General features: G+C 68.8%; 21 protein-coding genes and 2 pseudogenes. 11 read left to right on the top strand and 12 right to left on the bottom strand.

Features of this window, described 5'->3' with window-relative positions; genetic code table 11:
- Positions 1 to 37: 37 nt before the first annotated feature.
- Positions 38 to 2,068 carry a hypothetical protein gene (locus AC5R91_RS06790; RefSeq protein ID WP_495396283.1) on the bottom strand — a complete coding sequence of 677 codons (2,031 nt, stop codon included), beginning with the start codon at positions 2,066 to 2,068 and terminating at the stop codon, positions 38 to 40.
- Between the two features lie 361 nt (positions 2,069 to 2,429).
- On the opposite strand from AC5R91_RS06790, the gene AC5R91_RS06785 reads away from it, so the two are divergent.
- On the top strand, positions 2,430 to 3,776 hold the full coding sequence (locus tag AC5R91_RS06785) for a phosphotransferase (RefSeq protein WP_495396281.1): 1,347 nt from the start codon (positions 2,430 to 2,432) through the stop codon (positions 3,774 to 3,776).
- 20 nt (positions 3,777 to 3,796) lie between these two features.
- On the opposite strand, the gene AC5R91_RS06780 is transcribed toward AC5R91_RS06785, so the two are convergent.
- Positions 3,797 to 4,975, bottom strand: coding sequence for an ABC transporter substrate-binding protein (locus AC5R91_RS06780; RefSeq protein ID WP_495396280.1), 1,179 nt, complete (start codon positions 4,973 to 4,975; stop codon positions 3,797 to 3,799).
- 393 nt (positions 4,976 to 5,368) lie between these two features.
- Positions 5,369 to 5,857, bottom strand: a pseudogene (locus AC5R91_RS06775) (SAM-dependent methyltransferase); the annotation flags it as partial.
- 36 nt (positions 5,858 to 5,893) lie between these two features.
- Here AC5R91_RS06775 and AC5R91_RS06770 point away from each other — a divergent pair.
- Positions 5,894 to 7,375, top strand: coding sequence for a recombinase family protein (locus tag AC5R91_RS06770; protein ID WP_495396279.1), 1,482 nt, complete (start codon positions 5,894 to 5,896; stop codon positions 7,373 to 7,375).
- 691 nt (positions 7,376 to 8,066) lie between these two features.
- Here the strand turns inward: AC5R91_RS06770 and AC5R91_RS06765 are convergent.
- Positions 8,067 to 8,195, bottom strand: coding sequence for a hypothetical protein (locus tag AC5R91_RS06765; protein ID WP_495396278.1), 129 nt, complete (start codon positions 8,193 to 8,195; stop codon positions 8,067 to 8,069).
- Between the two features lie 630 nt (positions 8,196 to 8,825).
- Here AC5R91_RS06765 and AC5R91_RS06760 point away from each other — a divergent pair.
- On the top strand, positions 8,826 to 9,038 hold the full coding sequence (locus AC5R91_RS06760; RefSeq protein WP_495396277.1) for a helix-turn-helix transcriptional regulator: 213 nt from the start codon (positions 8,826 to 8,828) through the stop codon (positions 9,036 to 9,038).
- A 200-nt stretch (positions 9,039 to 9,238) separates the two neighbouring features.
- Here AC5R91_RS06760 and AC5R91_RS06755 read toward each other — a convergent pair whose 3' ends face one another.
- The 4 genes from AC5R91_RS06755 to AC5R91_RS06740 all read right to left on the bottom strand — a co-directional run bounded on the left by AC5R91_RS06755 (position 9,239) and on the right by AC5R91_RS06740 (position 12,069).
- Positions 9,239 to 9,745 carry a hypothetical protein gene (locus AC5R91_RS06755; protein ID WP_495396276.1) on the bottom strand — a complete coding sequence of 169 codons (507 nt, stop codon included), beginning with the start codon at positions 9,743 to 9,745 and terminating at the stop codon, positions 9,239 to 9,241.
- A 505-nt stretch (positions 9,746 to 10,250) separates the two neighbouring features.
- A complete protein-coding gene (locus AC5R91_RS06750) occupies positions 10,251 to 10,421 on the bottom strand; it encodes a hypothetical protein (protein ID WP_495396275.1) in 171 nt (56 codons plus the stop codon).
- A 44-nt stretch (positions 10,422 to 10,465) separates the two neighbouring features.
- Positions 10,466 to 11,002, bottom strand: coding sequence for an NUDIX hydrolase (locus AC5R91_RS06745; RefSeq protein ID WP_495396274.1), 537 nt, complete (start codon positions 11,000 to 11,002; stop codon positions 10,466 to 10,468).
- Positions 10,999 to 12,069 (bottom strand): methyltransferase, encoded by a 1,071-nt coding sequence (locus AC5R91_RS06740; protein WP_495396273.1) that lies wholly within the window; start codon positions 12,067 to 12,069, stop codon positions 10,999 to 11,001. The genes AC5R91_RS06745 and AC5R91_RS06740 overlap by 4 nt, the downstream gene beginning before the upstream one ends.
- 187 nt (positions 12,070 to 12,256) lie before the next feature.
- Between AC5R91_RS06740 and AC5R91_RS06735 the strand changes: the two genes are divergently transcribed.
- Together AC5R91_RS06735 and AC5R91_RS06730 are read left to right on the top strand one after the other, a co-directional pair.
- Entirely contained in the window at positions 12,257 to 13,168 is a 912-nt protein-coding gene (locus AC5R91_RS06735) for a DUF5919 domain-containing protein (protein ID WP_495396272.1), read from the top strand.
- Entirely contained in the window at positions 13,165 to 13,983 is an 819-nt protein-coding gene (locus AC5R91_RS06730) for an inositol monophosphatase family protein (RefSeq protein WP_495396271.1), read from the top strand. The genes AC5R91_RS06735 and AC5R91_RS06730 overlap by 4 nt, the downstream gene beginning before the upstream one ends.
- Positions 13,984 to 14,126: 143 nt before the next feature.
- Here the strand turns inward: AC5R91_RS06730 and AC5R91_RS06725 are convergent.
- A pseudogene (locus AC5R91_RS06725) lies at positions 14,127 to 14,498 on the bottom strand (SAM-dependent methyltransferase); the annotation flags it as partial.
- A gap of 451 nt (positions 14,499 to 14,949) precedes the next feature.
- On the opposite strand from AC5R91_RS06725, the gene AC5R91_RS06720 reads away from it, so the two are divergent.
- From AC5R91_RS06720 to AC5R91_RS06705, 4 genes are all read left to right on the top strand, one after another.
- Complete coding sequence (locus tag AC5R91_RS06720) at positions 14,950 to 15,864, top strand: SCO6745 family protein (RefSeq protein ID WP_495396270.1); 915 nt, start codon at positions 14,950 to 14,952, stop codon at positions 15,862 to 15,864.
- Positions 15,865 to 15,941: 77 nt separating this feature from the next.
- Complete coding sequence (locus AC5R91_RS06715; RefSeq protein WP_495396269.1) at positions 15,942 to 17,327, top strand: phosphotransferase; 1,386 nt, start codon at positions 15,942 to 15,944, stop codon at positions 17,325 to 17,327.
- Positions 17,324 to 18,325 carry a hypothetical protein gene (locus tag AC5R91_RS06710; protein WP_495396268.1) on the top strand — a complete coding sequence of 334 codons (1,002 nt, stop codon included), beginning with the start codon at positions 17,324 to 17,326 and terminating at the stop codon, positions 18,323 to 18,325. The genes AC5R91_RS06715 and AC5R91_RS06710 overlap by 4 nt, the downstream gene beginning before the upstream one ends.
- A gap of 109 nt (positions 18,326 to 18,434) precedes the next feature.
- Entirely contained in the window at positions 18,435 to 19,256 is an 822-nt protein-coding gene (locus AC5R91_RS06705; RefSeq protein ID WP_495396267.1) for a class I SAM-dependent methyltransferase, read from the top strand.
- 33 nt (positions 19,257 to 19,289) lie between these two features.
- On the opposite strand, the gene AC5R91_RS06700 is transcribed toward AC5R91_RS06705, so the two are convergent.
- A complete protein-coding gene (locus AC5R91_RS06700) occupies positions 19,290 to 20,063 on the bottom strand; it encodes a class II aldolase/adducin family protein (RefSeq protein ID WP_495397905.1) in 774 nt (257 codons plus the stop codon).
- A gap of 1,298 nt (positions 20,064 to 21,361) precedes the next feature.
- On the opposite strand from AC5R91_RS06700, the gene AC5R91_RS06695 reads away from it, so the two are divergent.
- Both AC5R91_RS06695 and AC5R91_RS06690 read left to right on the top strand, forming a co-directional pair.
- The gene (locus AC5R91_RS06695; RefSeq protein WP_495396266.1) at positions 21,362 to 22,138 is read left to right on the top strand and encodes an SDR family NAD(P)-dependent oxidoreductase; all 777 of its coding nucleotides are present in this window, start codon (positions 21,362 to 21,364) and stop codon (positions 22,136 to 22,138) included.
- A gap of 119 nt (positions 22,139 to 22,257) precedes the next feature.
- A complete protein-coding gene (locus AC5R91_RS06690; RefSeq protein WP_495396265.1) occupies positions 22,258 to 23,121 on the top strand; it encodes a TauD/TfdA dioxygenase family protein in 864 nt (287 codons plus the stop codon).
- Positions 23,122 to 23,181: 60 nt separating this feature from the next.
- Here AC5R91_RS06690 and AC5R91_RS06685 read toward each other — a convergent pair whose 3' ends face one another.
- A complete protein-coding gene (locus AC5R91_RS06685; RefSeq protein WP_495396264.1) occupies positions 23,182 to 23,955 on the bottom strand; it encodes an SDR family NAD(P)-dependent oxidoreductase in 774 nt (257 codons plus the stop codon).
- Between the two features lie 2 nt (positions 23,956 to 23,957).
- Complete coding sequence (locus tag AC5R91_RS06680; protein ID WP_495396263.1) at positions 23,958 to 26,102, bottom strand: PKD domain-containing protein; 2,145 nt, start codon at positions 26,100 to 26,102, stop codon at positions 23,958 to 23,960.
- Positions 26,103 to 26,289 lie beyond the last annotated feature (187 nt).

The raw sequence follows: 26,289 nt of genomic DNA, 5'->3' as shown, positions 1-26,289 counted from the left end.
CCGGCCACCCGCCGGCCACCCGCCGGCCACCCGCCGGTCACCCGCCCGGCGTGTAGCCGACGACCGCGGGCCCGGTGCCGGCCGCGTTGCGCGCGGCGACGCTGATCCGCGAGTACGGGTCGCGGCCGGCGGCCCTCCCCCGTTCGTAGCTCGTCCCGGTCACCACCGCGATCTGGTCCTGCGGCGTCACTCCGTTGATCGTGGAGTAGTGGACGGTGACCACGTAGTCGAGGGTGCCGCCGCCGGTGTCCGCCGGCGGGTTCCAGGTCACCCGGATGTCGCCCGGACTGTTGGTCGGAGGCTGGACCGCGGCCGAGGCGATGTTCCGCACCGCGCCCGGGGGAACGCAGCCGACCGCCTGGGCGGTGGCGGAGCTCGCCGACGTGCCGCCCGGACCGGTCGCGGTGGCGCTGGCGGTCGCGGTCGCGCACCCGGCCACCGCGATGGTGACGGTGTCCGGCGCGGTCAGGGTACGGGTCCCGCCCGGGTTCGTGGTCAGCGTGTAGCTGGTCACCAGCCCGCCGGCCGCCGGCGCCGTCACCGTCACGGTGACCGCTCCGGCGGCGGCGACCGCCCGCACGCCGGGTACCCCGGGCGCGGCCGGCGGCGGCGGCGGAACGCTCACGGGCTGCGCGGGTGGCGTCTGCCGCGGGGTCGTCGCCGGCGGTGGCTGGGCCGTCCGTGGCGGCCCCGTGGGCCCTGGCGGGAGCGCGGTGGCGGGTGGCGTCCTCGGGGGCCGCTGCGAGGGCGGAACGATCGGGCCGGGCCCGGGCAGCGGGCCGGGTGGGACCCGCGTCGGCGGCGTCGACGGCCGGGGTGCGGGGGGTGGCTGCCCCGCCGGGACCCGCGTCGCCGGCGGGCGCGACGGCGGCACGCGGGGTACGACGGCGCGCGGCGCGTTCGTGACGACCTGCGGCGGCTGGGGGAGGTGGGAATCGGCGCTGCGGGCCGGCTCCGGGACGCCCGGGGTGTACTTGTCCACCTGGTGCCGCCGGCCGTCCGGCCCCACGGCGACAGCCTGGGAGCCGTCCGCGTTGTTGATCCACACCGAGCCGCTACGGACGAACAGGGTCAGCAGCCCGGGGCCACCCGCGATCCGGATCGGTTCCTCGAACCGCTGATGGTCGCGGTCGTACACCAGCACCTGTCCGGTGCCATTGTCGGGCAGGTAGACCCGCCCGCCCGCGATCACCGGGGCGCCCAGCCGGCTGGACGGAGACTGTCCGGCAACCCGCACCGTACGCACAGCCCGCGGACCGGGCCCGGCCGCCAGGTCGACGAGGAACATCACGTTTGTCCCGTCGACGAGCACGGGCACCACCCTGCCCTCCAGCGACGGCGCGACCAGCAGCCGGCCGCCCTGGCCGGCGGGCGGCGGCAGCGCGGTCGGCGCGCCCGGGCCCTGGGCCGTCACCGGGACCAGCGCCGGCGCCGTACCGTCCACCGCCACGGGTTGGCCGCCGGCGAGGGCCATCGTCAGCGCGCCGGCCGGCCGGCCGACCCGGACCCGGCTGGTGATCCTGCCGTCGCGGATCGCGATCATCTCGCCGCTTCGCGCCACGGACAGCCACAACGTGTCGTCGTCGGCGATCCCGGCACCGGTCACCGGTGCCTTCACTTCGAACCGTGTTCCGAGCACGTCGAGGGTCTTCGGGTCGATCCGCATCACCGTCCCGGTCGCGTCCTCGACGAGGTACGCGGTGCCACCGTGCGCGACGACCTGAAACGAGCCACGGCCGAAGGGCCGGGACAGCAGCCCCATGCCGGCCGGGTCGATCCTGCTGACCACGCCGGTGTCGCGGTCGGAGACCAGCACGGAGACGCCATCCTGGCTGAGCTCGATCCGGTGCCCCCGCGTATCCGGCACCGGGACGTTGAAGTCGGGCCGTCCGGACGGTCCGTTGATGTGGGTCGCCCACCCCTTCGCCGTGCTCCACAGCCACGCACCGCTGTCCGTGACCGGCAGAAACGCCGAGCCCGCGCTGGTCCCCAGCACGCCCACCAGCGTCGCCACCGCCATCGCCAGAGCGAGCCCGACCGAGATCGAGCCGGTCGAACGGACGCTCATCGGCCTGCGCACTGTCGTCCATCACCGCCTGGGGCTGGGGCTCGCCGCCGCTTCAGCCAATGATCCCGTATCCCGTGCCGCGCCAGACCCACGCCACGGTTGCCCCCCGGTCGGATATCTGACAGAGACGAGGGCGCTGACGAGCTCGCCCTGCAAGCTCGCCCTGCAAGCTCGCCCGTACAGCCGCAGTTCCGCCGAGACCGTGACATCTCCGTGACATCCGGTGCCGCGACGTTCATGCTGACCTTCGTAGCCCGCCCTGCGCATGCGTGCGGCCCGAAGACCGAGATACCGCGGCAGGTCGGTGACGAGCGTGGCGTGGGAACAGGGGTCCCGGCCGCGATGACGCTGGGAGGCCAGGTTGCCTGACCGTAGTGACGGGCACGCCGAATGGATCACGGGCTGGTTGGAACGTGAGGTGGGCGGGAAGGTCGTGCGCGTCGAGCGGCAGGCGCGCTGGCGCCCGGCCTGGTGGGTCGACGTCGAACGCGACGGCGAGATCCTGCCCTTATATGTGCGTGGCGAGCGGGTCGACTCGCCGTCGGCGTTCCCGCTGCGCCACGAGATGCGTTTCCAGTCGGTCCTGCAGGAGCACGGCATTCCGGTGCCGGCCGTCCACGGCTGGTCGGAACAGCCACGGGCGTATGTCATGGCGCGCGTCGAGGGACGGGACTCCTTCGAGGGCGTGCCGGACGACGAACGCCGCCGGGCGATGGAGGACTACATCGACATTCTCGTCCGGCTGCACGCGCTCGACGTGGCGCCGTTCGTGGACGCGGACATCGTGCGCGCCGGTGCCGGCGAGGATCCCGGCTCGGTGGGCCTGCGACACTTCGAAGAGTCCGCCTATCGGAAACTGAAGAAGCGGCCCGATCCCTTCCAGGAGTTCGTGCTGGGTTGGCTGTCACGTCATCGTCCCGATTCGCGCGGCCGCGAGTCGGCCATCGTCTGGGACGCCGGCCAGCTCCTGCATTCCGGCGGACGCATCACCGCGCTGCTGGATCTGGAGTTCGGGCACGTCGGCGACCCCATGCAGGATCTTGGGGGAATGTGGGTCCGCAGCCCGTTCGTCGCCCTGGGCGACCTCGCCCCCCTCATGCGCCGCTACGAGGAACGCAGCGGCACCGCGGTGGACCTCCAGGCCGTCCATTACCACTACATTCTGTGGGCCCTGTCGAACCAGCTCGAGTTCCACTCCGTGCTCGCCGATCCGGTGCCCGGCACGGACTACATGCTCAACCTGCACTGGTGCATCGAGACCAACCTGATGGCGCTCGAGGGAATCGCCACCGCCGTCGGGGTCGAGCTGGCGGAGGTGGCGGAACCCGAGCCGATCGGGTCTGCCTACGGACCGGCGCACCGGCACCTCACCCGCTCACTCGAGGGGCAGGACCTCGGCGCCGGCGCGCAGCGGTACCACAACCGCATGTCCGTGCGGCTCGCCCGACACCTGCAGCGGATCGACGAGATCGGGGCCGCGGTCGTCGCCGCGGACCTCGACGACACCGCCGCCCTGGTGGGTCGGCGCCCGCGGTCGTGGGCGGACGGCGAGCGGGAGCTGGAGGACTTCGTCCTCGCCGACGACGGCCGCCACGACGCCGAGCTCGTCGCGCTGTTCCACCGTCGCCTCCACCGGGCCCGCATGCTCAACGGCCCGGCGGGCTCGTGGATCACGCAGCACCGTGACGTCCCGCAGCCCAGCCTGTGAGCAGCGGGTACGTCAGGGCTTCAGGGGGTGAGCTCCTTGCCGCACAGATCCGGCGCCACCACGTCGAACGCCGTGCCCTTCGCGTTGGCCTGGACGAAGGAGTAGCAGGTGGTCGGTTTGCCGAGGCCGGTCCTGATGTTGATCGGGCTGATCAGACCGCCCGCGTCGTAGCGCGTCACGGATCGCAGCGCGGTGATGAAGCCGTCTCGGGTGGGGCAGTCGCCGGCGAGTTCCAGGCCGCGGATGAACATGTCCGCCTCGATGTAGGAGGTCACGGCCAGGTCCTGCTCCGGCTGGCTGATCTGGGGTGAGTAACGCGTCATCGCCGTGGTGTACGCGGCTATCGCCGGGCCGCCGGACTCGAAGGGTCGGTAGAAGACGGGGACGGTGAGTCCTGCCAGACGGGGGCCGTAGGCGCGCAGCAGCCGCCGGTCGTAGCCGCTCGCGGACAGGACGACCTTCGGGTTTCGGCCCGCGGCGCGCAGCGCGTCGAGGACCGCGACGAGAGCGTCCGGCTGGATCACGCTGATGATGGTGTCCGGATCGAGGGCGGCGATCCGCTGGGCGACCGACTGCGGGCTGTCCGCGCCCGGGGTGTAGTTCAGTGTGTCGAGGACCTGCACACCGGCAGCGTCCACGCTGCGCCCGTATCTCGCCGCCGCGTCGGAGACGCCGGTCGACAGCGCGGTCTGCACCACGACCGCTCGGCTGCCGCCCTGGGACCGTACGAACTGCCCGTAGGTGTCGGTGGGAGCGGCGCTGACGTACGAGAAGGCGAACATGTTCGCGTAGTTCGACCAGACCTGCTCGGCTGCCAGGCCGGTCACCGGAACATTCCGGTCCGCCAGGTACTGCGCACTGCCGCCCGCGGCCAGGGTCGCCTCGATGATGCCGAAGACATGCTCGCCGTCGACGAGATCGCGGGCGGCGGTCTCGTTCGTGGCGGCGGCGCCCTGGTCGTCCCGCCAGGTGTAGGTGATGGTGCGGCCGTGGACGCCGCCGGTGGAATTTGCCACGCCCAGGCGGGCGTCGATTCCGGAACGGACGGCGCCGAAGGCGCTCGCGACCGCTCCCGTGTCGGGGTAGAGGACGCCGAGATTGACGTGGTTAGCCGTCACCCCCGGGGTGTCGCAGGTGGACGCCGAGGCCACGCCGGAGGTTGAGCAACCGCCGGCACCGGCGACCACCAGAAGTAACATGGCGCTCACCGCCAGGGTTCTGGAATGGCGGCACGTGAACATGAGGCTCCCTGGGACGGACGTGGGCGGAGGCGCGCCAATCGGGTGGCAGCACGGCACATCCGCCGACGACGTGGACCTGGCGCCGTCGAGGCGGATTCAACGTCCGTGCACTCGATCCTGCACTGATCGATTCCGCGGGCCTGATCAGTGCGGCAACATTACCGAGGCCTGTCTCCGTGGCTAATGACGGGTGGGCATATTCGGGTGCCGCCGCCTCCGCGGGGCGCGGGAAACAACAACATGGAGAGCCGCCCCGAACGGGTAGAAAGCGTCGCTATGCCGCACAAATCGCCACAATGTCGGTCCAGAGACCCCGGCCCGCCGGTGCGGGCCGGGGTCACCGCCGGCGGGTCACGCCTTGCGGGCGATGCCGCCGTACACGCTGACGTCGGCGTCGGTGAGGTCGGCGTGGGCGGGGTCGGGGAGCCAGCGGTGGACGAGGTCGACGCCGGGGGGCAGGAGTTCCAGGTCGAGGAACAGGCGTTCCACCTCGGCGCGGCTGCGGAGCTGGTTGGGGATGCGGCGGTTGCGGTAGGCGGAGGCCGACGCCTCGAACGCGGGATCGAAGTCGGCGGTGGCGTGGGTGAGGGCCAGGTAGGCGCCCGAAGGCAGTGCGCCGAGCAGCGTTCGGAGGATGTCGAGCGGCCCGTCGGCGTCGGGGATGAACGGGAAGATCGAGATGAGCGACAGGGCGACCGGCCTGGTCAGGTCGAGGGTCTCGGTCAGCTCGGGGGCGTCGAGGATGCGGCCGGGGTCGCGCAGGTCGGCGTCGAGGTAGGCGGTGCGGCCCGCTGGGCTGCTGGTCAGCAGGGCGCGGGCGTGGGCGAGCACGATCGGATCGTAGGGTGTCGGGTAGTGTGCACGGTGCAGGGGGTCGTGATCCGCACCGACAGCGAGGATGGGGCAGTGGGCGAGCTAGGCGCGGGATTCGTCCGAGTTTCCACTGGTAGCCAGGATGAGATTTCGCAGATCAAGATTATTACCGAGGAATCCGCTGAGCGCGGGATTACGATCGTCAAGTGGTTTAAGCTTCACGGGTACTCCGCTAGCCACGGCGCACAGGAACCGGCTTTGCGTGAGGCGATCGCCGATATTCAGCGTCGGGATTACACGACTCTGATGGTTACCGAGTCGTCCCGGCTTGACCGTCGCGACGATTTGGACGCGCAAGCGGAAATCCTGCTCGGTATTCGGGCGGCCGGTGGCGACATTATCTCGGTCGCCGAGCCTCAGTTCGGTCGGACGGATTTCGCTGGCCGTATCGTGACTCTCGTGGCTCAGCACGCGAATGCTGAAAAGTCCAAGACGGTCAAGCAGACCACGTATCGCGGAATCTCCATGATCATCGCTAATGGTGCGCATCACGGTCCGCTGCCGATGTTCTGGGCGACGCGGGGGGAGCGTTACGGGAAGCAGGCGTACTGCACCGACCCGAAGTCTGTGCGGGACATTTACGAGCGTGTCGCCGGTCGTGAGTCCTTGCAGTCCATTGCCCGCGACTATGACGTGTACCCGGCATCGATCAAGAATCTTGTTCGGTTCGCCGCTAACCACACCGGGGTGGTGGAATGCCGGTACACGTACGAGGGTGTGTCCGAGACGTGGGCGCATAAGGTTACTCCGGTGGTCGACTCGCCGTTGTGGTGGCGCGTTAACAACGTTCTTGCCGCGAACCTGACGGACGCTAGGGGCAATAAGGGTGGGCGCCCGGTGGCGCGGCCCGTCAACTGGCTGTCCGGCGTGCTGGCCTGCCCGTCGTGCGGCGAAAAGCTGCATGTCAACGCCGGTTACACTCCGGCCGGAAACCCGCGTACTCCGAAGCTGCGTTGTGGTGGGAGCGCCAAGCAGCGGAAGGCGTGCGGTGTCTTCCGAGGCTGTGACGCCTCCGGTGTGCTCGACGTCATCGATTCCATGTTGTCCGCCGACATGACCCCCATACTTGCGTTTCAGCGGGTGGCCGGCAACGCTCACGAGCGTGACGAGATGCAAGCAGAGATCGCCAAAATCAAAAGCAGCATGGCCGTCACGGAAGACGACGATGAGGCAGAGAAGCTGCTCGCTAAGCGAAAGGCTCTGCGAGCGGAGATCAAAAATTTTAAGATCATCCCGGACGTGTACGACTATGCGGAGACCGGGCAGACGGTCGCCCACATGTGGGCGACCGCCAGCACCGACGAAAAGCGGGGTATGGTCCGCGCTATCAAGGACTCGTGGGGCCTGACGCTCTCCCAGCATGGCGCCGAGTGGGGACTCACGATTGGCGCGGGCTTCACGGACGCTAGCGACACAGACGGAATAGTCGACCTTGGTAATGGGCTGTGCTTCCGCCGGGAAAGCGGTGTGCGGAACGGGGCCTGAGCCTCTCCTACGCGCCGCTAGGCGGCTCGCTTCGGGCGGGAAGGACAAGAACTGTCCTTCCCGCTTTCAAGTGTTTGAGCACGGTAGGGAGGCTGAACTCTTGCGCCGAGAGAATGACGACGATCTCAGCATGCGGGAGTGCGTCACGGACGCTATGAGCATCCCGGGCGTCGTCCCCCGGAATGGGGTTGAGTGACCGTGGCAATGGTGTGTCGCTAGCGGCCGGATCGGGGGGCACTGCGAGTCTTCTTTTCGGCCGGTTTTCTCGCCGTGGGGCGCCTCGTCGGCTGGGTCCGGTGCGCACGCCCGGCGGGGTCGACGAGGACGGGCAGGTTCGCCGTGGGGCGCCTCGTCGGCTGGGTCCGGTGCGCACGCCCGGCGGGGTCGACGAGGACGGGCAGGTTCGCCGTGGGGCGCCTCGTCGGCTGGGTCCGGTGCGCACGCCCGGCGGGGTCGACGAGGACGGGCAGGTTCGCCGTGGGGCGCCTCGTCGGCTGGGTCCGGTGCGCACGCCCGGCGGGGTCGGGTGGTGTCACTGACCGTTGCTGGCGTGCACGGGGGTAGGTGGGTGTGGGCCTACGCGCGCAGACGCGCACGCGCGCGCGTAGGGCCGTGCGTGCACACCGGTGTGCACGCCGTTGCACGGTGCCTTGCACACCCTTGTGCACACCAATGCGGTGACGGTGGGTGTTCATGACTGGGCGGGGGTGGCGTGCCAGCGTCCGCCGGTCTGGCGCACCTTGCCGGCGTCCTGGAGCTGGTGCAGGGCGTAGTACACCCACCTACGGCTCCGACCGGTCGCGGTCACCAGGTCGGGCACGCTGACACCGCCCGGTGTCGTGAGGGCCGTCCACAGCGGCGCCGAGCCTCGCCGGCTTAGCGGCGTGGCGTGGTCGACCGGATCAGGTCCGCGAGAACCATGACTGTGATCGGGTCGCACCGTGTGATCCACTGGATGAGTCGCGCGCCGCTGGGACCGGGCGGCGCCGCTGAGGCGATCGTGTGTACCGCTTCCTGGTGCGGTGTCCATCCGTCGACCGGTGCACTCTCCGGCGGTTGTGGTGTCCATGCCGCCGGTACGTAGACCCCGCGTGGCAGGAAGCGGAAGGTCAGGAGCACGTCCGGGCTGTCGGGCGCCACCGGGCGGTGATCCGTGTAAGCCGCTGAGGGAAGCGCGAGCGTCGCGGACAGAAGATCAAGAATGGTTGCTCCTCCGAGGAGAGCGACCGTGTAGCCGTCGTCGGACGGGGTCACGCGGACGAGTTCGTGAGCGAAGGGCTCGGGGGGGATAGTGGTCATGGTTCACCGCTTCCTGTGCATCCGTGGGGCAGCGGTGGCCGAAGGTCCGGAGAGGTGATGCCACACCGCTCCGGACCGCCATACGACACCGCTTGGGGTTGGCCAACCCCAAGCATACGGGCCTGGTTCGTCTGGGCACTACGATTCGCCTATGAGCGGGGAACTGTGGACGACGGGCGACATCGCGCGGCGGCTTGGCGTCACCTCCGAACGGGCGCGTCAGCTCACCCATCGACCCACCTTCCCCGCACCTCGGCAGCAAGCGGCCCACATTCGTCTGTGGGATGCCGACGATGTAGAACAGTGGATCACTACATTTCGGCCGGAGAACGCCGAGCCTCCACGCGGAACCACCGGCACCTGAACGTTCTTCCGGACACGAAAAGACCCCAGGTCGGAGGGTTGGCATCATCCGACCTGGGGTCAGGGGGACCGGTGGTCGGCATTCCCGAGTTACCGCCGATCCGTCTGGGAGGGGAGGTCCGGCCCCGGCAGAGGGGGGTTTCGCTCGGGGGTGGGACCTCCCCAAGGTGACGGCATACCGTCACCGGCCAGGAATGGTGGTCAGGGCCGAATTTCAGCCCGAAGGTCATCCGAACTCCGGTAGATTACCCGCCGGAGCTCCCATATCTCTACGCTTTCTGCCGGTCCGTTCCGGGCGACGATCTGCACATCGTGGATCATACGGGTATAGCCGTGCAGCGCGGAAAGGTCCGGCGCTCCGCTGCTGGCCGCGCCGGTAATGATCGGTCCGTTGACATGCGGGAACGGATTTTCGTGGAACAGCCGGTTTGCGGCCGCAACTGCCACGCCGGTGTGGTGAAGATCCGTTCCCCGGGGATGCAGCGTGCACGTAGTGATCTCGGTATCCTGGACGGCGGCCGCCGCAACCACTTCCAGGGAGGCGGAGTCCACATCGGCTATCCGTATCCGCTGAAATACCACCGGCGCCCCTTCATGCATCTCGGGCGAGTGGTAACACAGCACGACCCCGTCACGGTCGGGGGCCCACGGACCTACCGCCGGCAGTTCATCGGCAGACAGCCGCCGGTCCCACGGCGCGTAGAGCACCGGCGGGGGGACACGTCCGGCCGGACGGGCGCGGCGGCTCACGGGCAGCCCGCTGCCAGCCACGCCGTGTACCGGTCAGGGGACATGAACTCCCACACCGGCTGTACCTGATGTGCACCACCCCCACCAGTAAGCAGCACCGTCAGTGGAATCCCCCGCCAGCCATCCGCGTACGGAGGGAGCGCACAAGCAGAGGTCACCACAGGACCAGGAAGGATTGCGGTCCGCTCGTGCTCCAACAACTGCCGACCCGCCAGAAAGGCAACGGCAGTGCTCCGGTTCCCTGCCGCCCGTGGGCGAATCACCAAACTCTGCCGCGCCAACTCCGGCCGCACTGCGGCTCGCCGGGCATGCAGGGTCGACCCGTCCACCGTTGGCAGGAACTCCAAGAGTACCCGCACGCGATCGCCTTTGGCCTCACCCGGTCCCGAGATAATCAGCCCATTAGAAGGCGGAAGATCGAATTCAGGAAGATCCTCTTCGTTGAGCTGGATAATCAATCCTCTCATCCTCCTACCAGCCAGAACAGACCGAAAAGGATCGCCGCCACCACCGCCAGCGGAAAAAACACCACCGTAGGAAACATGAACGCCGCCAGAAGGCACGCCCCACCGACCACGAACAGCCTTTTCAGGACATACCAGCGGGACCGCACCAGATAGACACGGCGACGCATTACCTCCCCCTCTCGCGCGTCGACCGTCAGGCCGAACGATTGTGTTAGCTCATTAGGGTTAGATACCAAAGCAGGCCGGAGAGCGTAAACGCGTCTGTAATTTCACCCGCTTGGATAAGGGCTCGTATCTCCGCAGGTGTGCACCAGCGGAGACAAACGGATTCGTCGGTATCGACAGGGCTACCACGCTGGTCAGATTTCCGTGCCAGGAATAGATGAGAAACTTGGTCGGTCAATCCTGGACTAGTGTTCATCGATAGCAGGTGTTGTAGGTCTTGCGGCTCCCAGCCGGTTTCTTCGAGGGCTTCACGGCGAGCGGTTTCGGCCGGTTCTTCACCTTCCTCGACCTTTCCCGCCGGGAGCTCCCAGCCGAAGCGGGAGACGATGAATCGATACCGGAATAGAAGGAGAATACGTCCGTCTGGGTTGACCATGATGGTTCCCGCGCCCGAAGCAGGAACCCGAACGAGGTGATGCGCGACTCGGGCGCCGGAGGGTGTTTCAACGTCCGCGAGATGTAGGCTCACCCACGGGCTTGGGTAGATGACGTCTTCGCGGTGCACGGTCCAACGATCGCTCATTCACCGGATGATAGCGGGATCACCTCGCCGGGCATGGCAACGACCCGGTGGATTTCGCCGTCGAGTGCTTCGGTACGCATGACGTCGACCAGCTCAAATCCGGCTCGGGCGAGTAGGCGCCGATATTCTTCCTCGGATCGCTCCCGCCCGCCGGTCATCACCAGCAAGTTGAGGGCCGACATAACCGTTCGTCGGCTAACCTCGTCGTCGTGGATTTCGGTCCGAAGCTTGTCGAAGATGACAAGGGTTCCCCCACCCGCAATGGCCTTGCGCACGGAGCGCAAGATCTTCAGCGCGTCGTCATCGGGGAAGTCACACAAGACCATTTTGATCAGGTAGAGGTCGGCGTTCTCCGGAACGTGCTGCCGAGCATCCCCGGAGATGAGCGTAAGTCTCTCGCCAAGGAGACGTGGCGGGAGTGCCTGGGCGGCATCTGCCACGACGTGCGGAAGGTCCAGGATAGACCCTCTTAGCGAAGGATACCGGTGCAGAATCTCCGCCATGAAGACCCCGAGTCCGCCGCCAATTTCAACCACCCGAGAATGGCGGGTGAAGTCGTAGGACTCGATGAGTTCATGGACCATTGAGTTGGTGAGAGCTGCCATTGCTCCATTGAACGGAGCCGCAGCACCGGGATGCTCCGCATAAAAATCGTGCAGTGCCACACCGTTCTGGGCCGAAAATACAGGACGCCCCGAACGTACGGTCTGTAGAAGTGACCCCCAGGACCGGTAACGTTCCTTTCCCGTGGCAATAACGGTCGGGCGCAGGCTGTCGGGTCGGTCCTTTTCCAATAGTCGCCCGACCTCGGTCGTAACGTAGAGATCTCCACTACGTTCCAAAACCCCATAGCCGACCAACGCTCGGACCAGGAAGTGAAGGGCTTCATGATCGGCACCCGTCGCCTTGGCGAGAGCGTCGATTGTAGTGGGCTGAATTAGATGGTCGGCGAGGTGTAAGCGCGCTGCAACGTAGAGCGCCTGCGTGATCTGGTAACCGACCAGCAGCTCACGCAGCAGACCAGTGGCGATTCTATGTCCATAGGGTGCACCGTGGGGGGTCGTCATTCTGGCTCCCGAGGGTCAGAGACTGATCAATTCCAGGGACAAACCTGGGCACTCCTCTCCTTTCTGCGCGGGACTGCGCGTGCCGGGATGAGCGGACCACGCCCTTCTGTCTCGCTGCAATATCGCGATAGTCGCATTTACTCGCGACTTCGTCTCTTTCTGTCTCTTCTTGGTCTCGTCTCGTGATATGATCATGGCAAGGAGAAAAACCGAGAAGAGTGGAGAAGGCCTGTCGATGCCAGAGGAAAGAAGCACGACACTTAAGACGCTGTTGCGTCAGCGCCATTGGCAGAATTACCCTACTTTTTGCCGCGAATATGACAGGTCGGCAAAGATCATCGACGGCAGCCTGGTCGGCACCTGGCCGAGCCGCGCACAATTTCACCGCTGGCTCTCTGGAGCGCTCATCTCACTTCCGTATCCGCACCACTGTCGAGTTCTGGAGAAAATGTTTGAAGGCTGGACGGCTGAACATCTCTTCAAGACGTGGAGCGGGGAATTGCCGGCCACTCCTGTATCGGAACTTTCAATAGATTCAGCTTCGGCGCCAAGCGGCCATTTTGGCATGGGTGGTGTGGTCGCGGTATTTTCAACTCGATCGGAGTTCTCAAGTGCAATTCCCGCGCACGAACTGTTCGATAACGCGGAAAATATTCGGGCTGCCGGCCTTTCGCTTAACCTGGTCTGCCAGCAATATCCCACTCGCTCCCTTCGGCGCAAGATAGTCGATGGCGGACATGGGTGTTTCCTTTTCCTAGATCCTCGCGGCAGATATATCGGGGAGCGCGAGAAAGAAGAAGGCTTTCCGCTAGGCGACCTCGCCGCGTTGACCCGCATCAATATCGAGTTGCTTTTAAAGCTTAGAGATAATCTTGGAGGAAATTCCGAAAATCTCCGTATTGGCGTTTACGATGAACCGCTGCGGTACAACATTATTATTGTTGACGATAGTAAATGCGTTTTCCAGCCGTACTTACCGGAAACCCGAGGGGTTGAATCCCCGACTCTGGTCGCAATGCGTGAAGTGGAGGGCGGGGAAATCTTCAAGACATTCGATGAAGTACTATCTTCCCTAGAAGAGCGGAGCTCGTTTCTGTGAACCACCTAAACACTCTTCTTGCCGTCGCGCACGAAGCTATAGATATCGCTGTCGAGACTATAATGAGCACTCCACCCGGCGAAGCTCGCGAGAAAGAGGATCGCGATTTTGTTAGCGAAGTTGACCTAGCGGTTGAAAGAGAGGTCAGAAGATTCCTTGAGCGGCGTACGCCGAATCTCGCTTTTTTGGGCGAGGAGAGCGCCGAAGAGATAGTTCTGAATAGTAAGAACACCTGGGCTCTTGATCCACTGGATGGAACCTCTAACCTCCTTCATGGGATACCGCTATGCGGTGTTTCGCTGGGGCTTATCAGTGAGGGGCGGCCTATAGTGGGAGTGATCGCCCTGCCCTTCATGAATGAAAGGTACTCCGCAGCGGAGGGGCACGGGTCTTTTGCGGGCACACGGAAAATCGCAGTAACCAGACCGGGCCGACTTTCCGATGCGATAGTCTCAATCGGAGACTATGCCGTGGGTAGTAAATCTGAAGAGAAGAATCGTGCCCGGCTTGCGCTGTCGCGATTTCTTGCGCCGAAAGTGGAGCGGGTCCGCATGTTTGGATCGGCGGCCGTTGACCTGGCATGGCTGTCCGCCGGGCGAACGGATGCAAGTATCGCACTTGGGAATAAGCCGTGGGATATGGCAGCCGGAGTTGTGATAGCTAGAGAGGCTGGAGCGGCAGTTTTTGATCGAGACGGGTCTGACCACACGACGAAGTCGCGCGTGACGGCTGCTAGCTCCAAGGAATTGGTAGGTCCAATTCTGGAAGTCCTCGCGGAGACGTATCGAGAGGCGGAATCCTCTGCTACCTCATGAAACGTCCCACGCGCTGCCGGGATCACCGATGGGCAACGACAGACCGTACCCTGTGAGGGAAACCATGCCGGTGTGGATAGCCTCACGGGCGCCGGGGGCACCGAGCCTCACGGGCAAGGGTGTGCACAACCCGACTTGAAACGATCGTTGTCGGCGTAGACGACCCTGGTGTCCGGGGCGATCTCCTGGGCCACCTCGTGCAGGTTCGGCGAGGTGGGAATGCCGGTCCCGATGTCGAGGAACTGACGGATCCCGCGGTCGCCGACGAGGAACCGGGTGGCGCGGATCATGAAGGCGCGGTTGTGTCGGGCCACGTTCCTGGCGTTCGGATACGTGGCCAGGACCTGTTCCGCGGCCTGCCGGTCGGCCGGGAAGTTGTCCTTTCCGCCCAGGTAGTAGTCGTACATACGGGCGGAGTGCGCCTGGTCGATCCTGAGGTCGGCCGGCTGAGGTTCGTCGCCCAGGGAGGTCCACCACTGCCCGACGTGGGCGTCTCCTGCTTCCGCTTCGGTCACCGAAACCTGCCCCTCAAAGCCGGACGATCCTGCCCGAATCACCCTAGTCGCCTCGGCTTCGGTGGGTCGACGAGTTGCGGGATGGTCAACGCTGTTCACCGCGCGGCTGGAGAGTGGTACGGTGCCGCCGTGACCATCATTCCCCGCGTCCCGCGAACACCATGAACGACGTCGGACCACCTTTATTCGGGTTGCCGAGTAGCACGGACGGGCCTCCCTGCGGGCCGGCTTCCACGCGGACCGGATAGTCTGCCGACACCATCCTCGTGCACCGGATGTCACACGAAGGCTGTGCGGGGCCCGGTGCGGCCGGAACGCCGATATCAACGCCGCCGTCCATTCGGTGGATTCCCGGTGCGTGTACGCATATTATTCTTCGGTCGGGTCTTCGTACCGGGCAGGTCGGGTCGCCGTTGCGGCGGGATTCCCGTGCGACGAGAGGAGACGGACTATGACCACGGATCGGAACATTCTGACGGGCGGCGAGGCGGACGGCCTGGACGCGGCCCGCACCCGACCCGCGCTGCTGGCGATCGAGCCCACGTTCGGCGCCGGCGTGCTCTGCCCGGCCGTCCACGAGGCGCTGCACCGACTCGACCTCGGGCTCGACGACGTCGCGGTCGTGAACCTGGTGACGCGCTCCGCGCTGTTGGGACCGGCGCCGGCCGACGTGGTGGTGGCGACCTTCTACAACGTCAATCCCCGGCTGGTCGAGAGCGTCATTCCCGCCGTCTGGCACAAGGCGTCACCCGAGGCCATCCTCGCGGCGCAGCAGGCGGCGTTCGCGCCGGTGCTCGCCGCGGCGCTCGCGCCGATCGACCCGGCGGAACTCGGCGAGCTGGCCGAGCTCGCGCGCGCGGCGGGCGAGGCAGCCGCGGCGAACAGGGAGGGCCGTCCCCTGCTCGCCGGGCTCGCCTCGCTGCCGTGGCCGCGCGAGGACCATCTCGTGATCTGGCACGCGGCGAAGGTGCTGCGCGAGCACCGGGGCGACGGGCACATCGCCGGGCTCGTCCTCGAGGGGCTGCGCGGCATCGACGCGCTCGTCATCCACGCCGCCTACGAGGGGTGGCCCGGCGAGCTGTTGCGCGACTCCCGGCGCTGGGACCCGCCGGCCTGGGACGCCTCGGTCGCGAGCCTGCGCCGCCGGGGCTGGCTGACCGAGGCCGAGACGCCGGAGGAGCTGACGCCGGAGGGTCGCCGCCGCCGGCGCTGGATCGAGGATCGGACCGACCAACTCGCGGCGCTGGCCTACGAGCCGATCGGCGACGCGGGCATGGACCGCGTGATCGAACTCGGCGCCAAGGTCGTGGCCGCCCTCGGCGCCGCCGGCCTCGCCACGCGGCTGCGCCGCCCCGTCGCCAGGTAGCGGCCGACGTCGGGCCCCGCCGGCACGTTCAAGGGCCGCCACGTTCATGGGCCAGCACGTTCATGGGAGGGAGAGTCGTGAGCGAGGATGAGCGGGTTCGGGCCTGGTTGGAGCGGGAGTTCGACGGCACCGTCGTGGCCTTCGAGCGGCAGGAGCGGTGGCGCGCCGCCTGGTTCGCCGATCTGAAGAGCCAGGGGGAACTGCGCAGCTACTACGTGCGCGGCCACCGCGGCGGCAACTTCCGGGAGATGATCACCCTCGGGCAGGAGGCCGACGTCAACCGGGTGCTCCACCGACACGGCGTGCCCGTTCCCCGCGTCCACGGGATGATCGACGACCCGCCTGCGATCGTCATGGACCGGCTGCCCGGCCGGGTCAACCTCGCCACCGCGCTCGACGACGACGAACGCGACGCCGTGCTGGACCAGTACGTCGACGCCATGTGCCGCATGCACGCGATCGACGTGCGCGAGTTCGGGGCCCTCGGGCTGCCCGTCCCGGCCGACAACGGGGCCGCGGCGCTGAACATGTACGCCACCGGCGAGCGCAACTACCGTCGGGCCAAGACCGCGCCCAGCCCGATGATCGAGTTCATGTGGCGGTGGCTGTGCCGCAACGTCCCGGCGGGGCGCACGCAGCGGGCGCTCCTCCAGGCTGACGCGGCGCAGTTCCTGTTCGACCGCGGCCGGCTGACCGGCCTGATCGACTTCGAGGCCGCCTACATCGGCGACCCGATCGCCGAGTTCGCCGCGATGCGCAGCCGTGACTGCGAGGAGCCGCTCGGCGACATCGGCCGGATCGCCCGCCGCTACGAGGCCGTGACCGGTGAGCGCATCGACCGCGACGCCGTGGAGTTCCACACCGCCGGCTGGTCGCTGATGACCCCGTTCCAGTGGGAGGACTCCGTGCGCAACCCCGCCCCCGGCGACAGTTGGCTGGAGTACTTCACCTGGCTCGTCGGTTGCGGCCGGTGGGCGCTCGAGGCCATCGCCGCGGTCGCGGGCGCGCCACTGCCCGCCGTCGAACCTCCCGCGCAGCGCCCGTCGTCCTACTCGAGCGCCGCCTACACCAACCTGATGGCGCTGCTCGACGAGTGGCCCACCGCCAGCGCCTACGAGGGCTTCCGGGCGGACAGCGCCCGGGCCGTGACCCGGTTCGCCGAGCACGTCCACGCCTTCGGCGCCGACCTGGAACTCGCCGCCGTCGAGGAGATCTCCGAGCTCCTCGGCGCCCGCCAGCCGGATCTCGCCACCGCCGAGGCGGCGCTGGAGGAGTTCGTGCTGCGCGCCTCCCCGGCCCTCGACGTCCCGCTGGTGCAGTACTTCCACCGCTGGACGCAGCGCCAGCAGTTCCTCATCGCCGGCACGGGCGCCCGGCACGAGAAGCTCATCCACCTCAGTCTGCAACCGCTCACCGGCGACGCCTGGCAGGCCGGGGTCCAGCCCTTACGGAGGGACGCATGACCGTGCACGTGGACGGCGAGGGGCCGCCGCTGCTGGCGGAACTGGCCGCGGTGATGCCCGCCGCGCCGGCGCTCGTGGACCGCCTCGTGGCCGAGTTCGCGCCCACGGCGGCCACGATGGCGACCCCGCAGGCGTACTGGGTCGGGCTCAACGGCTGGCTGACCGACCGGCTGTCCGGTCCGATCATGCAGGGCACCGTCACCGCCGACGACGTCGGCGAGCAGGCCTGGGTGATCCTCGCCTCCAGCTACTGGGGCGGGATGGAGCTGCGTGAGCACTGGGGGATGCCGCCGGTCATCGAACGGCTGGGCATCGCTCTGTCGCCGCCGTTCGCCGAGGTCGAGCAGGGCATCGTCACGCAGATGGCGCAGCGGCTCGCGGCCCTGCGTGACGGCGGCGAACGCTGCCTGGAGATCCTGCCCTCGATCCTGCGGGAGGACACGCCGTCGGGCCCCGTCCACGGCATCGCCTACAACGCCGGGGTCCAGGTGGTGAAGACCGAGGACCCGCCGATCGGCCAGCGCCGCCCGCACCGGACGCCCAGGCCGGCCGCGGTGCGCATCAACGCACGTCACTTCATGCGGGTCGACTACGACCTGCCGACCCCCGACTACCTGAAGGTCTGGCGCTCGGCGTTCGAGCGGGCCGTCGCCGCCAACCCGGACGCCTACGAGAGGATGATCGTCGGCGAGGGCGGCCAGGCCGACCTGCGGGACATCTGGGCCCGCGCGGTGGCCTTCGGGAACACCACCTGGGGCGGGGACGCGCAGGACGGCTGGACCGACGCCTACTTCGCCGAGACCATCCGCTGGAGCTCGATCCTGACGTTCGGCATGGAGGCGGCGGGCCTGGCCGCGTTCGTCGCGCTGATCAACCAGGATCCGGTGGCGGCCACGGCCGCGGTCCTGTGCAACGCGCTGTACCTGGGTGCCACGCCGGGCTGGCTGATCGGCCTGCTCGACACCGGAGCGACCCTGCCCCGAGTCGTCGCGGGATAGGCCGGTACCGGCGGGACGTGCTGCCCGGCCGCGATGCCCGGCGGTGCTGCCCGGCGGTGCTGCCCGGCCGCGGGGGATGGGGGAGGGGCGCGACGGGGAGACCAACGCCATGACAACCGACGGCGGCGACGGCGGCGATCTCCTCGACGGCCGCGGTCTGGCCGAGCTGCGGGCGGAGATCGCCGAGCTGAAGGCCGGGCTGGCCCGCGCCGAACGGCGTCTGGCCGGCTGCGTTCGCCAGGCCGAGGCCGGGTTCGGCGTGCACTATCCGGCGTTCACCGATCGGTTCCGCGGCAGCGAGGAGGAGATCAGCGGGCGGTTGGCGGTCTACCTGCCCGACGTCGACCGTTTCGTCGCCGGCCGGGGCGTGCTCGATCTCGGTCCCGGGCGCGGCGAGTGGTTGCGGCTGCTCGCCGCCCGGGGGGTGGACGCGGTCGGGGTCGACGCCGATCCGACGTTCGTGGCGGCGGCGCGTGCGCGGGGACTGCGCGTCCACGTCGGTGACCTGCTCGACCATCTCCGTTCGGTCGGCGACGGCACGCTGGACCTCGTCACCGCGTTCCACGTCGTGGAGCATCTGGCGACCGACGAGCTGCTCGCCATGCTGGCACAGGCCCGGCGGGTGCTACGCCCGGGCGGCGGGCTGATCCTGGAGACCCCCGACCCGACGAACCTGGCCATGGGGGCCTGCAACTTCTATCTGGATCCGACCCACCGCCGGCCGCTGCCGCCGGCGCTCACCGAGTTCCTGGTGACCACCAGCGGCTTCACCGGCGCGGAGATCCGCCGGCTGCATCCCCGCGAGCAGGTCGATCTGTCCTCCCTGCGACTTGACGGCGTCGACGAGGCGACCGCCCGGCTGGTCGGCGCCGCCCTGACCTCGGCGCTGTTCGGGCCGCAGGACTACGCGGTCGTCGCCGTCGCGGCCTGAGACCGACCCCGGCTCGGTGGCGTTGCGCAGTGGTCAGGTGAGCAGGTCGGGCTGCTCTTCGACGATGATCTCGTAGAGGGCGTCGAAGGCCCAGCGGTCCGAGTCGTCGCTGCGCCCCTGGCCGGCGGTGAAGCTGGCGGTCTCGTGGTCCAGGATGTGCAGCGGCCCGGCCGCCGCGGCGAGGAGCTGGGTCCTGGCGGCCCGCTCGGCGGCGATGTACCGGGCGGCCGCCGACTCCACGCTGGCGCCGACGGTGAGCAGGCCGTGATTGCGCAGGATCGCCAGCTTGTGCGGGCCGAGCGCGGTGGCGATCTTCCGGCCCTCCTCCTCGCTCAACACGACCCCGTTGTACTCGTCGAAGATGACGTGCTGCTGGTAGAAGGCGCACGCGTCCTGGGAGATCGGATGCAGCGGCACCGCGAGCGCGGACAGCGCCCGGCCGTACGGCGAGTGGGTGTGCGCGGCGCCGACCACGTCCGGGCGGGCGGCGTGGATCTGCGAGTGGATCGCGAACGCCGCCGTGTTCAACGGCGGCCGCCCCGCCACGATCTCGCCCTTCGCGTTGACCAGGAGCAGGTTGGACACCGTGATGCGGCTGAAGTCGAGGCCGGCCCGGTTCACCCAGAAATGGTCGGTCAGTTCGGGGTCGCGGGCGGTGATATGGCCGGCCAGGCCCTCGGCGAGGCCGAGCTTGGCGAAGATCCGGTACGCCGCCGCGAGCTTCTGCTTGCGGTGCGACCGCTCCTGTTCGACCGTGCGGACCGGCACCGGGCGGGGCCATTCCCCGCCCTCGGCGGGGGAGACCAGCCCGACCCAGGGGCTCCCTCGCCGGCCATCGGATGCCGCCTGTTGAGATGCTGTCCCTTGGAGTGCTGTCCCTGGGGGAGCCGTCCCCTGAGGTGGTGTTCCCAGCGGTGGTGTTTCCAGCGGCGGTGTCCCGTGAAGTGCCGCGGCGTCGGACTCCCCGGTGGCCGGGTTCGTCGGGGCCGTCAGGGCCGGGGCATGGGTGGAGAGCGCCATGGTGGTCTGGTCCTTCCATCTCGATGGCTGGCGGGGACCGGCCTGACGCGGGCCCACCAGGTCATCGCCGGTGCCAGGAGCGGGGGCGGGGCACGGAAGAGGTCCTCCCAGCAGGGAGAAACCACGTGACACGAGGCGCAGGTACGGCAGTGCGCCGCCGGAGCAGGTGCGCGCCGCAACTGTGCGGCAGGGTCGAATCGATTGTCAAGCTTCCCGATGGGATGAGTGTCCCGCTCTCGGCGACGTTCTTTTCCCACTTGACCGATCGACAAACCGGGGTCATGTTGGGAAGGTGTTGACGATCGCCTACCTGACCAGGCGCGAGCACATCGACCTGCTGCGAGTCACCTCCGCGAGCTGTCCGGCTCGCACAGGCTGACGCCGACCCCCAACGCCCGGTCAGTCCCGACCGACCCGTAGCCGACGGCCGCGCCTGCGGTCTTCGCGCCTCGACGGATCTCCGTCCCGGCGGTCTCCGCGCCTCGACGGATCCACTGCCCTCGGCAGTCTCCACGCAACGATGGATCCGCCGCAGGGGGGATTCGCTGCCGCGGGGGAGGCGCTGCCTTCCGCCGGCGGCCTGGACGGCCATGCCGCCTGGCCGGCACGCCACGTCCGAGATTCCCCAGCGTCCGCCTGCGGCGCGATGTCGTCCGGCGCGTCCCGCGGACGGCCCTCGCCTCGCCCCCGGGACCAGTCCGGCCCTCCCCCTCCGCACCCAGCCCCCTCCATACCCGGATTCCTCCGCACCCGGGTCCCTCCGCACCCGGGTCCCTCCGCACCCGGGTCCCTCCGCACCCGGGTCCCTCCGCGCCCGGGTCCCTCCGCGCCCGGGTCCCTCCGCGCCCGGGTCCCTCCGCGCCCGGGTCCCTCCGCGCCCGGCCCCCTGTGCGGTCGGACTTCCCTTCGGGGCCGGGCTCCTCTCCGCATCGAGCGATTCGCCCCCCGCCCGGACAACCGCGGAGGTGGATGGGCTAGATCGGATCCAGACCGGCCGACGCCTGCCCCCGGACGGCCGGCTCCATCCCGGTCCGCGCTGCAGCCGCGGCACGGTCGGGCGACCAGACAACCGACAGGGAGCACGAGTGGATCTCCAACTTGCGGGCCGACGGGCGATCATCACCGGCGGCAGCCGCGGCATCGGGCGGGCGATAGCCCGCGCGCTGCTCGCCGAAGGAGTCCAGGTCGTCATCGCGGCCCGGGACGCCGACGTCCTGAAGTCGGCCGCCGCCGAGCTGTCGGGCCCGGGCGGTGCGACGGTGCTTCCGATCGTCACCGACACCGCCAGCGACGCCTCCGTTCAGGCCCTGGTCGAGAGCACCGTCGCCGAACTCGGCGGCGTCGACATCCTGGTCAACAACGCCGCCCGACCCGGCGGCGCCGGCGGACCGGGGGGAGTGGGCGCCCTGTCCACCGCGGACGCCGCCGCCGACTTCAACGTCAAGGTGCTCGGCTACCTGCGCACCGCGCAGGCGGTCACGCCGCACTTCGTCGCGCAGGGCTGGGGGCGGATCATCAACATCGGCGGGCTGGCGGCCCGCCAGGTCGGCCTCGCCTCCGGTTCCATCCGCAACGTCGGTGTCGCCGCCCTCACCAAGACCCTGGCCGACGAGCTGGGCCCGCACGGCGTGACCGTCAACGTCGTCCACCCGGGGCTGACCCTGACCGCCGACCACGGCGGGAGCGTCGTGCTGTCCGCCGAGCAGGTCCAGGCCGCGGCGACGCGCATCTCCATCGGGCGGGCCGTCACCGCCGACGAGGTCGCCGCGGTCGTGACCTTCCTCGCCTCCCCGCTCGCGGTCGCCGTGACCGGCGAGTCGATCGCCGCCGGCGGCGGCACCCCGGGCCCCATCCACTACTGACCGCCATCACCCGACCGACCGGCATCACCCGACCGACCGCCATCACCCGACCGACCTGCATCACCCCACCGACCTGCATCACCCCACCGACCTGCATCACCCGAGCGAAGGGACAGACCGTGACCACTGTTGTCGAGGCATCCGTCCAGTCACCGCTGGCCGTCCGGCCACTGCAGCCCACCATCGGCGCGGAGATCGGCGGCGTCGATCTCAGCCAGCCGCTGTCGCCCGCCGTACGCGACGAGATCAGGGCGACCGTGCTGAAGTACAAGGTCGTGTTCTTCCGGGACCAGGACCTGACCCAGGAGGGGCACGAAAGCTTCGCCGGGCAGTTCGGTCCCCTGTACGCGCACCCGGGCGCGGAGAAGGCCGACGCCCGCACCACCGCGATCCATCGCATCTCCTCCGCCGACTTCGACAAGGTCGCGAAGGTGCACACCCCGCAGCCCGACGACGACGTCTGGGACCCGTACCACACCGACACGAGCTGGCGGCTCGTTCCGACCTGGGGCGCGGTGCTGCGGGCGGTGCAGTTGCCCGAGGTCGGCGGCGACACCATCTGGGTCGACGCGGCGCTGGCCTACCAGGGCCTGTCCGACGAGGTGAAGGAGCGCCTCGACGGCCGCCACGTCACCCACGACTTCCGGGCCGCGCTGCACGCCTACGGGCATGACTATCCGGTGGTCGCGCATCCGGTCGTCCGGATCCACCGGGAGACCGGCGAGAAGATCGCGTGGGTGAACTTCACCCAGCGGCCCACGATCATCGGGCTCGACCGCGCGGAGAGTAAGGAGCTGCTGACCGCCGTCATCGACCAGTACCGCAAGCCGGAGAACCAGGTGCGCTTCACCTGGCGGCCGGGTTCGGTCGCGTTCTGGGACAACCGGGCGGCCGTGCACTACGCGGTCCGCAACTACGGAACGACGCCGCGCCTGCTCGAGCGCATCCTCATCGCCGACGAGCCGCTCCACGCCGACCTGTAGACCGCCGTCCAGACCGACGGCCGGACGCCTCGTCCTGGACGACGAGGCGGGCCGCCGGCCTCAGCCGTGGTTGGTCAGGCCGCCGTCGACGAGCAGATCGGCGCCGGTGATGAAGGAGGCGTCGTCGGAGGCGAGGAAGACCGCGGCCCGCGCCACCTCGTCCGGATCCCCGAGGCGAGGGACGAGCGCGTGGCTCAGCAGCGCGTCCCGGGCGCCGGGCAGGGCGAGCTGCTCGGCCGAGCCCGGGGTGTCCATCGCGCCCGGGCTGATGCTGACGGCGCGGATGCCGTACGGCGCACCCTCGGCCGCGATGACGTGCGTCATCGCCAGGACGGCGGCCTTGGTCGCCGAATGCGCGATCCCGCCCGGACCACCGCCGTGCCCGGCCACCGACGCCGTGTTGATCACCACGGGTCGCGCGTCCGGGCCGGCGCTGGCGGTCAGGTGCCGCCACGCCGCCTTGGTCACGAGAAAGACGATGCTCAGCTCGTTGCGGATCGAGAAGTCCCACTGCTCGACCGTCATCGCCTCGATGGTGGCGAACACGCACGCCGAGGCGTTGTTCCACAGCACATCGATGCGACCATGGGCCCGCACGGCCTGGTCGACCCAGCGCTCGCACGCGGCGTAGTCGCCGAGGTCGACCGGCGCCGTGCCGAACATCCGACCACCGGCCGCCGTCACCAGGGCCTCGGTCTCGGCGTTGCCCTCGGCGTTCAGGTCGGCGCCGACGACGGTGGCGCCGGCGGCGGCGAACCGCAGCGCCCCGGCCCGGCCCATGCCGCTCCCGGTACCCGTGATCAGGACGACCTTGCCGTCCAGCGAACCCGCCATTCTCAGACCCCCGTCGCGGCATCGGCGGCGGCATCGGCGGCGGCATCGGCATCGGCGGCCGCAGCGACGACGGTGCGGGCCTGGGCGATCGTCTCGATCCGGCACAGCTCGGCCCGCACGTCGCCCGCGCGGTGGGAGGTCACGCGCGCGGTGGCGAAGTACGTTCCCGGCCGGTCGTAGGCGTGCGTGGTCGAGACGGTCAGCTCGGCGGCCGTGCCGTCGATCTCCGCATGGCGGAACGGGTAGGTGCCGGTGCCGTCGAAGTCCCACTCGATCGAGATGATCCGCCCGGCGCCCGGCGGGACGGCGGCGGTGACCGTCAGGGTCACCGGCTCGCCCACGCCGACGTCGGCCCGGGACCCGCCGTTCGCCGTGGCCGACGCGACCGGCTGGATGCCGCCCCGCTCCGCCGCGCTCGACGGCAGGCGCACCCGGCCGTCGACGAAGGAGTAATGGGTGCCGTTCGGCTCGATGCCGTTCTCCACCCAGTCGATCAGGTCGATCATCGACTGCTCGGTGATGCCGCGAAAGTCGATGAGCCGGGTCGCGGCCACGCGGTTCGGCTCCGGCGGAACCATGCCGTACGGGCCGTGCTCGGCGTACTCGGTCCAGCGGATCCGGAAGTTCCGCCGCGCGCCCGCCTCGCCCTGGGCCTGGCGCACGGCTCGGTCGTACAGGGTGCCCCAGGCGGGCCAGACCGACGAGTCGTGGGTGTGGTGGAGCCAGAGCACCTTGCCCTCGTACCGGCCCGAGTAGCAGACGCCCATCAGCGAGGACATCCGCGGCACGGGGTGCTGTGGATAGCTCGGCCGGCCGTCGACCAGCAGGTGCGCGAACGCGGGGTCGTCGGTGACGTGATGGCGGGCGAAGTAGCAGTAGGCGAGGAACCCGCGGTTGTCGACGAGAACCTCGTCGCCCGGCTCGACGCCTTTGAACCGCAGGACGTTCGCGTCGCCCTGCCCGTCGCAGGCGAAGACGTCACCGGCCGCGCCGGTGGCGTACAGCGACCGCCCGGCGGCCTTCCCGGTGAGGATCTTCACGCCGGTCCCGACGCGGTAGCCGCCCTTGAGCCCCTCGATCTCGACGGCGTAGGGGAAGTCGTACGCCTCGCCGCCCGCGCCGACGATCGCCGCCAGGATCCGCATGGTCTGGAACTCGGGTCCGGCGAAGTCGGCGGACTCGTTCAGGTCGCGGGCCGACAGGGTGCGCACGACCCGTCCCGTCTGGTGGATCAGGTCTGTCTCGACCAGTTCGGGCGCGTCGTGCCCGACGTAGCCCGGCTTCGTCCAGAAGTTCGTGAAGTAGTCCGGGTCCTCGCGGTGCAGCTCGTCGGCCAGCGAGGTCCACAGCCACATCTGGCCCATCGGTTCACTGATCATGAACTCGTTGCCGCGGGGAAACCCCTGCCGGTAGAGCGACGCCAGTTCCTCGCGCTCGTGCGTGCCGAGTCCCTCGAACGGGTTGCCGCTGCCACCCGGCGCCATCCGGTCCGCCAGCGCGATGATCCGGTCGCGCCCCAGTAGCCGCTGGACGTTGAACATCTGGCCGAACGACATGATGCTGCCGGCCTTGACCCGCTCGGTGTTGCCGGGCTCGGCGATCTCGCCGCCGCTGGTCGACGGCATGCACCCGTCCCACACCCCGGGCGCGTTCTCCAGGCAGAGCGGCGAGCGTCGCCCGCCGCCGCTGCCTCCCCACACGTAGCTGTGGTGAGGGGCGCCGCCGTACACCTGCGCGGCGACGTACTTGGACAGGCGCGCGGACTCGGCGCTGGCCCGGTGGCCGTAGAGCGTCGGATCCTCTCCGGCCTTCGGGTCGTAGTCGTCGCCCTTGTGGCCCTGATTCGACTCGACCATGTAACCGCCCAGCCGGGCGCTCATGGCGATGCGTTGGAACATCTCGCCGAGAATGCCTCCGCCGAAGGTGACCGCATGACCGCCGTTGCCGCCTTCCAGCGGCTGGAACATGCGACCCGTGTAGTACTCAGCGGACGGCAGGTAAAAGGCGAACTCCGTATCAGTGCCCTCGAATCCGCCCTGCACGAAACGGTGGGGCGACGGACGCTCACGTTCCTCGTCCACCTCGATGAACGGCGCCCCGAAGAAGGAGTCGGTGACCTCGTACCCGGACAGATCGATAGCGCTCATGAGACAGCTCCGTCTTCGTCGCCCTCGGTTCTCGCCGTGCTGTGAGAGCTGCAGCGTCGCAGACCATCCGTCGACATGTCAACGCTGTTCACCACTCCGGGCGGCGCACTCCCGGCCGAACTCCGGACCGGGGCCGGGGCCGGGGCACCGTCGACGGCGTCCCGCCACGTCCATCCCTGTTCGACCA

It is taken from the genome of Frankia sp. BMG5.60 (assembly GCF_059428125.1).
Note: the sequence above shows the minus strand (reverse complement) of the source record. Positions and strands in the feature narration are given on the sequence as shown.